At 69.0% G+C, this 13,627-nt stretch carries 5 protein-coding genes; all 5 read right to left on the reverse strand.

Going from position 1 to position 13,627, the window contains the following annotated elements:
• Positions 1-4 precede the first annotated feature (4 nt).
• Entirely contained in the window at positions 5-2,275 is a 2,271-nt protein-coding gene (gene malQ, locus AC3G88_RS15150; protein ID WP_488771944.1) for a 4-alpha-glucanotransferase, read from the reverse strand.
• Positions 2,272-4,419 (reverse strand): glycogen debranching protein GlgX, encoded by a 2,148-nt coding sequence (glgX, locus tag AC3G88_RS15155; RefSeq protein ID WP_488771943.1) that lies wholly within the window; start codon positions 4,417-4,419, stop codon positions 2,272-2,274. The genes malQ and glgX overlap by 4 nt, the downstream gene beginning before the upstream one ends.
• Positions 4,420-4,504: 85 nt before the next feature.
• On the reverse strand, positions 4,505-6,778 hold the full coding sequence (gene glgB / locus AC3G88_RS15160) for a 1,4-alpha-glucan branching protein GlgB (protein WP_488771942.1): 2,274 nt from the start codon (positions 6,776-6,778) through the stop codon (positions 4,505-4,507).
• Positions 6,765-10,166 carry a maltose alpha-D-glucosyltransferase gene (gene treS / locus AC3G88_RS15165; RefSeq protein WP_488771941.1) on the reverse strand — a complete coding sequence of 1,134 codons (3,402 nt, stop codon included), beginning with the start codon at positions 10,164-10,166 and terminating at the stop codon, positions 6,765-6,767. The genes glgB and treS overlap by 14 nt, the downstream gene beginning before the upstream one ends.
• Positions 10,163-13,495 (reverse strand): alpha-1,4-glucan--maltose-1-phosphate maltosyltransferase, encoded by a 3,333-nt coding sequence (locus AC3G88_RS15170; RefSeq protein ID WP_488771940.1) that lies wholly within the window; start codon positions 13,493-13,495, stop codon positions 10,163-10,165. The genes treS and AC3G88_RS15170 overlap by 4 nt, the downstream gene beginning before the upstream one ends.
• Positions 13,496-13,627: the final 132 nt, after the last annotated feature.

The raw sequence follows: 13,627 nt of genomic DNA on the forward strand, positions 1-13,627 counted from the left end.
CGCGTCACGCATCGCTGTCTCCGCTGTCTTCGCCCCCGCTGCCTGCTGGCGCGTCGCCGTCGCGCAGTGCCGCCACCCGCCGCTCCACCGCGGGGCGCGTGAACAGGTCGCGCGGATCGGCGTCCAGTCGCCGTTGCCAGTTTGGATGGCCGGAGACCGTCCCCGGCAGGTTCGGCTGTTCACGCAGCGCCAGCAGGTCTTCCACCGGCACCAGCCGCAGCGGGGTAGCAGTGCGATGCAGCCAGCGCAGCACGGTTTCCACGGGCGCGGTGTCGGCGGGCGGCTCGGCCCCGTGTGCCACGCCTGCGTCGCGCATGGCTTGCCACAGGGCGCTGCGCTCGGCAGCGCGCAGCGCCATCAGGCCGGCTTCGGTCTCGTCGGCGGCCAGCTGGTCCAGCCGGGCGCGCCAGGCAATGTCGCGGCCCGCCCACCAGCCCGCGATGGTCGGCAGGTCGTGCGTGGTTGTGGTGGCGACTGCCAGCACGGGCCAGCGATCGGGCGGCAGGAATGCGGGGCAGGCCGGCCAGGCTGCGGCAGGGGGTTCGCCGGGTGGCGAGTGGGGCGTTTCAGGCCGGGCATCAGCGGCGCCCTCGTCGTCTGCCGCATCGGCCTCGTCCGCCTCGTCCGCCTCTCGGACGAACCACAGCACGTCGATGCCCAGCACGCCACGCGCGGCCAGTGCGGTATCAAGCGTCTCCGGCACCGTGCCAAGGTTCTCGCCGATGATGATCGCGCGGTGCCGCCAGGACTCGATGGCCACCAGGCGCAGCAGGTCGTCGAGCGGATAGGTCAGATACGCGCCAGCGCTGGCGGGCGCCCCTTCGGGCACCAGCCACATGCGCGCCAGACCCAGCACATGGTCGATGCGCAGGCCGCCCGCGTGGGCCAGATTGGCCCGCAGCATCTCGATGAAGGCGGCATAGCCGTTGCGGCGCAGGCCGCGCGGCGAGAATACGGCCACGCCCCAGTCCTGCCCCAGCGGGTTGTACAGGTCCGGCGGGGCGCCGGCGTGGAAGCCGTTGAGGATCTCGGCCTGCCGCGTCCACGCGTGGCTGCCGCCGGGGTCGGTGCCGACGGCAAGGTCTGCAATCACGCCAATCGCCATGCCGGCCGCGCGCGCACGCTGCTGCGCGTCGTTCAGGCCATCGGCGGCCAGCCATTGCAGGAAGGCGTGATAGCCGATGGCGTCGGCGGCGCTTGTCGCGATGGCAGCGGCTGCCGCGCCATCGGGGTGGCGTAGCGACGCCGGCCAGCGTCGCCAGTCGGCGGCGTCGCGGGCGGCGTCACCGTCGGCTGCGGCGGCCAGCCGCTCGGCCTGGATGGTTTCGAACGTCGCGTGCGCCAGCAATGCCTTGCCGCCGCGCGCGCGAAAAGCGGCTAATGCCTGCTTCTGCACAGCGGAAAGCAAGGTGTCGTGATGCTGCCAGAGCCAGTGCAGCAAGCGCAGCCGCACCTGGGCAACGGCCGGCCAGTCGATCTCGGTGCGCCGCTCGGCTTCGGCCAGTGCCGCGCCGATGCCGAGGGTTGCCACCGCGTGGTCCACGGCGGCCTGGCCAAAGATGCGCGCGGGGTCGGCGTAGAGCGGATTGAAAAAGATGCGGCTGGACGGCGAGTACGGGCTGAAACGCTCGGGCAGTGCCGGAAATCCCGCATGCAACGGATTGATGGCGATGGCGTCGGCACCGGCGCCTGCCGCCGCTTCCGCAGTCAGCGACAGCGTGGTCAGGTCGCCAATGCCGCCATCGGCGCCACGCCGTAGCCCGTACAGCTGGACCGACAGCCCCCAGGGTTTGCTTGCCAGCACCGGGCGCGGCGACGCCGCGAGCGCATCGGCCACGCTGAAGCAGCGCGGCGGCGCCACCGCCAGCGTGGTCGACACATCGCCCAGCAGTAGGTGGTGGTAGCCCCATTGCGAGACCGGCGCGATTTGCAGCGTGCCGTCGCCGGTGCGCCGGGCGATGCCCTCGATCGTCGTGCCGTCCTCGCATTCCAGGCGATAAGGCCGCTCCGGCGACGGGTGTGCCCATGGCACGACCACGGGCCTGCCCTGGTCCGCGGTGATCAGCGGCGGCAGCGCGTGCGCCGCGTCGTCGGCAGCCAGCCGGGCGCGCGATGCCTCGCACTCGCCGGCCGTGCCGCAGGGCAGGTCCAGCGCGGTCAGCACCGTGCGCAGGGCTTCCGGCGACAGCGTCTGCGGCTGGTTCCACGCGTCGCGCCAACGCACCTGCAGCCCCGCGCGTTCAGCCAGCCGTTGCAGCGCGTCGTCGTGACTCATCGCGAGGGATCCTCGTCCTTGGGCACCGCGGCGGACAGCAGCGCCAGGCCGCGCGCCGGCACCTTGTACGCGGGACGGCCTTCGTCGTCGAGCGCCACGGGTTCGTCTTCCAGGTCCGGCGCTGTGCTGTCGAACAGCAGATGCCAGTCCTCGCCCGGCGCCGGCATGCGAAAGACCACGTCCTCGTGGCTGGCATTCAGGCACAGCACGATGACCTCCACCTCTTCCTCTGGGCAGTGCGTGGCGCGGCGCAGCGCCAGCGTACGGTCTTCGGGATTGGCCCATTGCTCGCTGGTCAGTTCGTTGCCGTCCGGTCCGAACCAGGCAATATCGGCCAGGCCCGGCGCTGGCTGCGAGCGGCCATGGACGAAGCGGTTCTCGGTCAGTACCGGCAACCGGCGGCGCAGCGCCAGCAGGCGGCTGACCAGCTGGCGCATCGGCGCATTCGAAGGATGGGCGGCATCGTCCCAGTTCAGCCACGACAGCTCGTTGTCCTGGCAGTAGGCGTTGTTGTTGCCCTGCTGGCTGCGTCCCCATTCGTCGCCGGCCGTGATCATCGGCGTGCCTTGCGACAGGAGCAGCGTGGCCATGATGGCGCGTGCCACCCGGGCGCGCGTTTCCAGCACGGCCTCGTCGTCGGTGGGGCCTTCGATGCTGCCGTCCGGGCTCCAGTTGGCGCTGGCGTTGTCGTCGTTGCCGTCGCGGTTGTCCTCGTGGTTGGCCTCGTTGTGCTTGTGCGCATAGCTGACCACGTCGGCCAGCGTGAAGCCGTCGTGCGCGGTGATGAAGTTGACGCTGGCCCACGGCTTGCGGTGGCGGCGGTCGAACAGGTCGGCCGAGCCGGTCAGCCGCGCCGCCAGTTCGCCGCGCTGGCCCGCGTCGCCGCGCCAGAAGCGGCGCACGTTGTCGCGGAACTTGTCGTTCCATTCGGCAAAGCCGGGTGGGTGGTTGCCCACCTGGTAGCCGCCGGGGCCCAGGTCCCAGGGTTCGGAGATCAGCTTCACGCGCGACAGCACCGGGTCTTGCAGGATGGCATCGAAGAAGCCCGACCCCGGGTCGAAGCCGTTGCTTTCGCGGCCCAGCGTGCTGCCCAGGTCGAAGCGGAAGCCGTCCACGTGGAACACTTCCGTCCAGTAGCGCAGCGAGTCCATGACCATCTGCAGCACGCGCGGATGCGACAGGTTCAGCGTGTTGCCGCAGCCGGTGTCGTTGATGTAATGGCGCTCGTCGCCGGGAATCAGCCGGTAGTAGCTGGCATTGTCCAGCCCGCGCCACGACATCGTGGGCCCCAGTTCGTTGCCCTCGCATGTGTGGTTGTAGACCACGTCCAGAATCACTTCGATGCCGGCCGCGTGCAGGCGCCGGATCGCGATCTTCACTTCATGGTGCTGGCGCCCGGACAGGTAGAGCGGCTCGGGAGCAAAGAATGCCAGCGTGTTGTAGCCCCAGTAGTTGCGCAGGCCGCGCTCGATCAGGAAGCGATCCTGCAGGAACGCGTGGACGGGCAGCAGTTCGATCGCCGTGACGCCCAGCTTGAGCAGGTGCTCGATGAAGCGCGGATCGGCCAGCGCGGCAAAGGTGCCGCGGTATTGCGGCAGCACGTCCTCGCGCAGCATCGACACGCCGCGCACATGCACCTCGTAGATCGAGGTCGTGGCCCACGGCTGTTGGGGCGGCCGGTCATCGCCCCAGTTGAAGCTCTCGTCGATGACGACGGCCTTGGGCATCGTCGGCGCGCTGTCGCGGCGGTCGGGCGTGAGGTCGGCGCGCGGGCTGTTGAGGCGGTAGCCAAACAGCGCATCGGACCATCGCACCGGCCCGCTCAGCGCACGGGCGTAGGGGTCAAGCAGCAGCTTGTGCGGGTTGAAGCGGTGGCCGCGCGTGGGTTCGTAGGGCCCGAAGGCGCGGAAGCCGTATTGCAGGCCCGGCTGCGCGTGCGGCAGGTAGCCATGCCAGATTTCGTCGGTACATTCGGGCAGCGCCAGGCGCTGCACTTCCTTGCGCCCGTTTGCCGAGAACAGGCACAGGTCGATGCGGCTGGCGTTCGCGGAGAACACCGCGAAATTGACGCCGAGTCCGTCCCAGTGGGCGCCAAGCGGATACGGCTTGCCGGGCAGCAGGCGATCAACGGTAAGGCTCGCCATGCGTAAAGCTCCTCGTTGTTCTGGTTCTGGTTTTGGTTGTCGGTTGTCGTCATGGCCCGCCGCGCGGGCAGCGTGCGCTCCGGTGTCACCCGGCATGCTCCGGCGCATACCGCAGGATCAGCGTGGCCAGTGGCGGCAGGGTCAGCGAGAACGACGCGGGCTGGCCGTGCGATGGTGTTGCGTCGGCCTGCACGCGCCCGCCATTGCCCAGGTTGCTGCCGCCGTAGATTTCGGCGTCGGTGTTCAGGCATTCCTCCCATGTCCCGGCGAACGGCACACCCAGGCGGTAGCCGTGGCGGGGCACCGGCGTCATGTTGACGACGGCCAGCACCACGTCCTGGCTGTCGGGCGCGGCGCGCCGCAGATACGCGAACACGCTGTTCTGGTGGTCGTCGCCCACGATCCACTGGAAGCCTTCAGGCCGATGGTCCATCGCGTGCAGCGCCGGCAGGTCGCGGTACAGGCGGTTCAGGTCGCGCACCAGCGAATGCACGCCGCGATGCGCGGGCTGGTCGAGCAGCGCCCAGTCCAGCTCTTCGTCATGGTTCCATTCGCGCCACTGCGCGAACTCGCCGCCCATGAACAGCAGCTTCTTGCCGGGGTGCGTCCACATGAAGCCGTAGTACGCGCGCAGGTTGGCAAAGCGCTGCCAGTCGTCCCCGGGCGCCTTGCCGATCATCGATCCCTTGCCATGCACCACCTCGTCGTGGGACAGCGGCAGCACGAACGCCTCCGACCACGCGTAGACCATGCCGAACGTCATGTCGCCGTGGTGCCAGGGGCGATGGATGGGCTCGTGGCCAAGGTAGCGCAGCGTGTCGTGCATCCAGCCCATGTTCCACTTGAAATTGAAGCCCAGTCCGCCCGATTCCACACTGGCCGTGACACCGGGCCAGGCGGTGGATTCCTCGGCGATGGTCAGCGCGCCGGGGCAGCGTTCGTGCACCACGGTGTTCATCTCGCGCAGGAAGGCCACCGATTCCAGGTTCTCGCGGCCGCCAAAACGGTTTGGTACCCACTGGCCCGACTTGCGGCTGTAGTCGCGATAGAGCATCGACGCCACCGCGTCCACGCGCAGCGCGTCGGCATGGAAATGTTCGAGCCAGTGGACGGCATTGGCCAGCAGGAAGCCGCGCACTTCGTTGCGGCCCAGGTTGTAGATCAGCGTGTTCCAGTCCTGGTGATAGCCTTCGCGGGGGTCCTGGTGTTCATACAGTGCCGTGCCGTCGAACATCGCCAGCCCGTGCGGGTCGGTCGGAAAGTGCGCCGGCACCCAGTCCAGGATCACGCCGATGCCGGCCTGGTGGCAGCGGTCGATGAACGACGCGAACTGTTCGGGCGATCCCAGCCGCGCCGTGGGCGCGAACAGCGACAGCGGCTGGTAGCCCCACGAGCCCCCGAACGGGTGCTCCGTGATGGGTAGCAGCTCGATATGCGTGAAGCCGAGGTCGCGCACATACGGGACCAGCCGCTCGGCCAGGATTTCCCAGCCCCGGCCGCTGTCGTTGGCGGCGCGCTGCCAGGACATCACGTGCAGTTCGTAGACCGACATCGGCGCGGCGTGGGGGTCGGTGCGGGCGCGCTGCTCCATCCACGCCGCATCGTTCCAGCGGAACGGCGGCGCGGCATGCCCGGCGCACGCCACCACCGACGCGGTGGCCGGCGGCAGTTCGGTGGCTTGCGCCACCGGATCGGCCTTGTCGGGCAGCACTTCGCCATGCGGGCCGGTCATGTCGTACTTGTACCGGCTGCCCGGCCCGACGCCCATGCCCTGCGGGACGAACAGTTCCCAGATGCCCGCGCCGTGGCGCAGGCGCATGGGATGCCGCGCCGCGTTCCAGCCATTGAAGTCGCCAATCACGGACACGCGCCGCGCATTCGGCGCCCACACGGCAAACCGCACCCCCGGCTCACCGTCGATCGTCAGGCATTGCGCGCCCAGGCACTTGCCAAGTTCCAGGTGACGGCCCTCGTTGAACAGGTGCAGGTCGAGTTCACCCAGCAGCAGCCCGAAGGCATACGGGTCCGCGCCGAACTGCTCGCTGCCGTCCGGCCAGCGGATGCGCAACCGGTAGTCGGGGGCGGCCGGTTGCCGACCTTCGAAGCCGGGCAGGCGACCGGCAAACACGCCGTCGGCGTGCAGCCGGACCATGTCGGCCAGGAATTCGCCATCGGCGCGGGTCAGCTGGACGGCTGCCGCGCCGGGCACGATGGTGCGCACCACCACGCCGTGTTCGTCGCGGTGGGGGCCCAGTACGCCGAACGGATCGGCCAGGCGCGCCTCGCGCAACGCATCGATGACCGGCCCGGGCAGCGTCGGCGCCGGCAATTCCAGCGCGGCGGCATCATTCCTGGTCATGGTCGTCTCCCAGCAGCTTGCGGACCAGGCGTGCCAGGCCACTGGTCGGCAGGTCGATCCAGGCCACGCGGTTGGCCGCCTCGTAACCCACTTCATAGGCAGCGCGCTCCAGCAGGAACAGGTGCAGCAGCGGTTGCAGCTGGCCGGCGGCGGCCCAGGGCTGGGGCGCTGCAGACATGGCCTGCTGGTAGCAGTTCAGGAACGCGTCGCCGGCGGTGTGGCGGAAGCGGTCCAGCAGCGCGGCACGGCGATCGGCCTGTGCCGGCGGCAGCGCGGCGTGCGTGCGCTCCTGGCGGTCGGTGCCGACCGTGGCGGCGGCGTAGTCGATGGACCGCAGCAGCCCGGCCACGTCGCGCAGCGGCGATGTCTTGCGCCGGCGGAACGCCAGCGGCTGGCGCGGCTCGCCTTCGAAGTCCACCAGGTAGGTGTCGTTCTGGGCGATCAGCACCTGGCCCAGGTGGAAGTCGCCGTGAATGCGGGTCTGCAGGCTGTCGGGCGCGGCGGCGGCCAGGCGCGACACCAGATGCGGCAGCTTGCCGCGCGCGGACAGCAGGGTGTCGATGTCCCCGGCGAACGCGCCTGTGGCATTGGCGCGGCGCGCTTCCAACAGGCTTAGTGCCTCTTCCAGCGAGCGCAGCGCTTCCTCTGCCCATTCGGTAGCCTGCGCCTCGGTGGCGGGTACCGGCGCGAATGCGTCTTCATCGGTCGGCTGCGCCAGTACCGCATGCAGTTCGGCCAGGCGCCTGCCCAGCGTGCCGACCATGGTGGCGTAGCCGGCCATGGCTTCGCCGAACTCGTCCTCGTTGCCGGTTTCGGCCGCCGGCAGGGCATCGTCGATCGACCGGCCCAGATAGTCCAGCGTCCAGTCCCAACCATCGCCCTGGTTGAGGATGTAGCCCTGCAGCAGCATCAGCGTGTGCGGCGTGCCATCGGCGCCGGTGCGCACGACTTCGCCCAGCAGCGGTGCCGAATGGGTGTAGCCGTGGCTGGTCAGGTAGCGCGTCATCTCGGCTTCGGGGTGGATGCCCCCGGCCACGCGCCGCACCAGCTTCAGTACGCCCGTGTTGCCGAACGCCAGTGAACTGTTCGATTGTTCGGCCGACATCCACTGCACTGGCTCGTCTTCGAGCGGGGCCTCGGACAGACCCGGTTCGGCCAGATAGCGGATGGTGCCGTGCGGGGTTTCGGCGCTGACGTTGTCCCGCAGCGACTGCACCACGGCGCGGGCGTAGGATTCCACCACGAAGCCGTCGGTGGCCACGCCCACGCGGGCGCCGCGCCGGATGCGGGCCATCGACAGGCCCGTCATCAGTTGCGACATGCCATCGGTATTTTCGCGGTCCCACAGCAGGGCCACCGGCAACTGATAGCACTCGGTGCGGCCCGGCAGCGATACCTCGACCTCGCAGTGCCAGACCTCCTCGCTGTTGCCCACGCGGGCCACGGGCCACGCATAGGCCACGTTCACGCGCTCGATGCGTTCGCCCTTGGATGCGAACCAGCGGCGCCGCGCCAGGTAGTTCGGCAGGACCTCGGTGGTCAGCACGCGGCGCGCCGCGTCGGTCAGTTCGGAACGTCCGCCAAGATTTTGCAGCACCAGCGTGACCTGATCCATCATCTGCTCCGGTGCGTTGACGTGCCACGCCGGCGGCTGCGCGTCCTCGCTCAGCACGAACCAGTAGAAGCCATACGGCGGCAGCGTCAGCAGGTAAGTCAGCTGGCCGATGGCGGGGAAGGGCGTGGCGCCGAGCATTTCGACGGGCACGCGGCCATTGAACTGCGACAGGTCGAGTTCCACGGCCTGCGGCGCGCGCGACAGGTTGGCCACGCACAGGATGTGCTCGCCATCGTATTCGCGCAGGTACGCCAGGATCTTGCGATTGCCCGGAAACAGAAAGCGCAACGTGCCCCGGCCGAAGGCGCGGTGCTGACGGCGCAGCGCCAGCATGCGGCGCATCCAGTTCAGCAGCGAATGCGGGTCGCGCGTTTGCGCTTCGACATTGACGGCCTCGTAGCCGTACAGCGGGCCCTGCAACGGCGGCAACACCAGGCGCTCGGGGTCGGCGTGCGAGAAGCCGCCGTTGCGGTCCGGCGACCACTGCATCGGCGTGCGTACGCCGTCGCGGTCGCCCAGGTGGATGTTGTCCCCCATGCCGATTTCGTCGCCGTAGTAGATCACGGGCGTGCCCGGCATCGAGAACAGCAGGCTGTTCATCAGTTCGATGCGGCGGCGGTCGCGTTCCATCAGCGGCGCCAGCCGCCGGCGGATGCCAAGGTTGATGCGGGCGCGGCGATCCGAAGCGTAGACCTCCCACAGGTAGTCGCGCTCGCTGCTGGTTACCATTTCCAGCGTCAGTTCGTCGTGGTTGCGCAGGAAGATCGCCCACTGGCAGTTCGGCGGCACCTCGGGGGTCTGCCGCATGATGTCGGTGATCGGGAAGCGGTCCTCGCGCGCAATGGCCATGTACATGCGCGGCATCAGCGGGAAGTGGAACGACATGTGGCATTCGTCCCCCTGGATGCCGCCGTCCGGACTGGCGGCGCCGGTGGTGTCGGCGGTGCCGCCGCCGCTCGCCCCGCCAAAATACTGCTGGGCGTCCTCGGGCCACATGTTGGCCTCGGCCAGCAGCATGCGGCCCGGATACCGCTCATCGAGATGGCGGCGGATCTTGCGGATCACCGCGTGCGTCTCGGGCAGGTTCTCGTTGCTGGTGCCCTCGCGTTCCACCAGGTAAGGCACCGCGTCAAGGCGCAGGCCGTCGATGCCGATGTCGAGCCAGAACCGCATGACCGACAGCACTTCGTTGAGCACCTGCGGATTGTCGAAGTTCAGGTCCGGCTGATGCGAGTAGAAGCGGTGCCAGAAATACGCGCCGGCCTCGGCGTCCCAGCTCCAGTTGGACTTCTCGGTATCGCAGAAGATGATGCGAGTGCCGGCGTATTTCTGGTCGTTGTCGGACCACACGTAATAGTTGCGGGCGGCGGACCCGGGCTTGGCCCGGCGCGCGCGCTGGAACCACGGGTGCTGGTCGGACGTGTGGTTGATGACCAGTTCCGTGACCACGCGCAGGCCGCGTGCATGCGCCGCGGACACGAACCGCCTGGCCTCGGCCAGCGTGCCGTAGTCGGGGTGGACGTTGCGGTAGTCGGCAATGTCGTAGCCGTCGTCGCGGCGTGGCGACGGGTAGAACGGTAGCAGCCAGATCGTGTCGACGCCCAGGCTGACCAGGTAGTCCAGCTTGGCATGCAGCCCGGCAAAGTCGCCCACGCCGTCGCCATTGGCGTCGTAGAACGACTTGATGTGCAACTGATAGATCACCGCGTCCTTGTACCAGAGCGGGTCGGCATTGAGCATTGCGGCGTTGGCGCCCTCGGAGAGTCGCTTCATGCCGTGTCTCCCGGTTGTTGTTGAGGCCTGACGTGCCAGAGCGCGAACGGCAGTTCGTGCGGATTCAGGCGGATGTGCTGGCGCTTGCCGTGCCACGTGAAGCGCGTGCCGAACATCTGGTCCTCGGCGTCGAGCGCGGCGTTGTCCGGCAGGCCCCATTCCCATAGCGGCAGTTCGATGTCGGTCTCGCGCGCGGCGTGCGGGTCCAGGCTGATGGCGGCCAGCAGCACGTCGTCGCCGAAGGCGCCGGCATGTTCCGCCCCGGTGGGCACGAAGCGTGCAAAGTACAGCACGGCGTCATCGCTGGCGTGATAGAAGCGCAGGCCCAGGTGGTTCTGCAGTGCCGGGTGGCTCGCGCGGATCTGGTTCAGCCGCGAGATTTCGGCCACGATGTTGCCCGGCGCCCGCCAGTCGCGCACGCGCAGTTCGTACTTCTCGGAGTCGAGGTATTCCTCGCGCTCCACGCCGTTCAGGATCAGCGGCGCGCTCTCGCAGACCTCGAAGCCGTTGTACATGCCCCAGAGGCCCGACAGCAGCGTGGCCAGCGCGGCGCGGATCAGGAACGCCGGGCGCTCGCCGCCATGCAGGAAGAACGGGTTGATATCGGGCGTGTTGACAAAGAAGTGCGGGCGGTAGAACTCGCGCAGCGGGCTTTGCGTCAGCTCGGTCATGTACTCGATCAGCTCGGCCTTGGTGTTGCGCCAGGTGAAGTACGTGTACGACTGTGAAAAGCCCAGCTTGGCCAGCCGCGCCATCATCTTCGGCCGCGTGAAGGCCTCGGCCAGGAACAGCGTGTCGGGGTGCTTTGCCCGCACGTCCGCGATCATCCATTCCCAGAACGGCAGCGGCTTGGTGTGCGGATTGTCCACGCGGAAAATGCGCACGCCCTGATCGGCCCAGAACATCACCACGTCGCGCAGTGCCTGCCAGAGCTGCTCGCCGGCCGGTGGCGCCGCATAGAAATCGACGTTGACGATGTCCTCGTACTTCTTGGGCGGATTCTCGGCATAGCGCAGCGTGCCGTCAGGCCGATGGGAAAACCACTCGGGGTGCTCGCGCAGCCAGGGATGGTCAGGCGAACACTGGATGGCGAAGTCGAGCGCCAGTTCGATGCCCATGTCGCTGGCGGCCCGGCGCAGGCGCTGGAAGTCCTCCAGCGTGCCAAGCTGCGGATGGATGGCGTCGTGGCCGCCCTCGGCGCTGCCAATGGCGTACGGGCTGCCCACGTCGCCGGGCTCGGCCTTCAGGCTGTTGTTCTTACCCTTGCGGTGCGCCTGCCCGATGGGGTGGATCGGCGGAAAGTACAGCACGTCGAAGCCCATCGCGCGAATGGCGGGCAGGCGGCGGATCACGTCGTCGAACGTGCCGTGCCGATTCACGTCGCCGCTCTCGGAGCGCGGGAACAGTTCGTACCAGCTGGCAAAGCGGCCGGCCAGGCGGTCTGCCTCGACCGGCATGGTGGTTGGATAGCGGCTGGCGAACGGACGGCCCGCCGGGGTTTCCATCGCCGCGCGCATGGCGGCCTCGGTCCGCGGCGAGAGCAGGATCTCCAGGCGCAGGGCGTCGTCGGCCGCCGCCGACAGGTCGGCCAGGATCGCGCCGGCATCGGCGATGGCGCCGGCTTCCGGCGTGCCGAGCGTGGCGGCCACCAGGCGCGCGCCTTCCTCGATTTCCAGCTTGATATTGACGCCGGCCTTGCGCTTCTTGCCGACTTCGTCGAGCCAGCTGGCGAAGGTATCGCGCCAGGCTTCGACCGTGAATTCATGGCGACCCATGGCCACCACCGGGAAACTGCCGCGCCAGCGGTCGTTGACGATGTGGACCATCGGCGCCCTGTGCCACGCCTGTTCGCCGGGGCCGCGCCACAGCACCACGGCGGCCAGCTTGTCGTGACCGTCCATCCAGATATCGGCGCTGACTTCCACGCGCTCGCCCACGGTGCGGCGCACGGCAAAGCGGCCGTTGTCGGTGGCCGGCGACAGGTTCTCGATGGCCACGCGTGGCGCTTCCATGGCGGCGGCCAGCGCGCGGTCGGCCGACCGGCCCGCTGATTTACGCGTGCCGTTGCGCGTATCCTTGCGCCCGTTCGTCACGATCACGGGCGCGGGCACGGCCTCGAACAGGCGGATATCGGCCGGCGGCAGCGTGATCGTGCTGCACGGGCTGAGGTTGTCCAGACCGTCTTCCAGCGTGCCCCCGGGGCCGCCGTTCACCGGTGTCAGGGTAGCCGCCGGCTGCGGCAGGCCGCTCAGCACCCGATCGACGCCAAACGACGCCGGCTGCACGGGGCAGGGGTTCAGCACCACGGTCAGCGCCGGTTTGCCGGCTGCGCCGTTGGCAAGGTGGCGCGGCACACGGGCCAGCACGGTCAGCGGGGCATCGGGCCCGCTGACCTGTCGCACCGCCACGGCGGGTTCGTCATCGCGGGCGGCGAGCCAGGCGTTGGCCTGCATCAGTTCATGGGTCAGGTCGTAAGGCGCGTCGACGATATCGTCGGGATGGCCGTCGGCCTGCGCGCCGGGTGACGCGTCGAGCGCCGCGCCCGGCGCTCCATGCGCGGCAGCGGCGCCGGTCTCGTAACCAGCTGGCACCAACCATCCGTCGCCGATGGCGGCGGCCGTCCACAACGCCCGCCGGGCAGCCAGGACGTCTACGCCGTCAGGGGCCAGCGCGGGCGCGGCCAGCACACGTCCAAAGCGGCGCAGGCGCGCGATTTCCTCGGTCAGCCACGCGCTGCGATAGTCCCACCATGGCAGTGACGAAAACGCGCCGTCGAACGGCGCGGCGGCCAGGTCATCGAGTTGCTGGGGTGTGCAGCCGGGGGTCCAGGCCAGGAAAAGGGGCTTGAGGCCATTGCCGGTTGGGGTGTCGCGTTGCAGCGCCTCTATCAGTTGGGCCCAGTGCCGACCCGACACACGCGATGGTGCCCTGCAGCAGAAGCCGGCGGCGCCTGCGGCCAGGGCATCGCCGAGCTGGGCGGTCCACCAGGCCAGCAACTGTCCCGCCGTGGCTTCGTCGAACCAGCGCACGCGAACGCCAGGCAGGTGGTTGTCGGTGGCATCCGGGCTGCCGGCGGGGCGGGCATGATCGATCCAGCCGTCATGCATGGCCGCCGTGTCGCTGGGAAGGCGGTCCAGCGCAAGGTCGAGCAGTGGCGCCAGGCCGTGCTGGCGGCACGCGTCGAACGCCGCTTTCAAGACGTCGGGGCGGGAATGGGAAGCTGACCAGCCGGCCAGCAGGATATGGTCGAATCCGAGCCTGGCGGTGCGCACCAGGGTGTCGTTGTCCAGGGCTCGCGATTCCGTCAGGTTGAGTTGGCAAATGCGCACGTCACACGTCCTCTGGCCGTGGGCGCCCCATAGGACAAGCGGGCGCGCGTCATGTCAATTCCATAAGGACATGCAGAGGACGTGCCAGCCAGACGCCCGGCGCCGGTATCGCGCGGGAAGTGCGGCGCAGCA

Source organism: Cupriavidus sp. 86D6 (assembly GCF_057815095.1).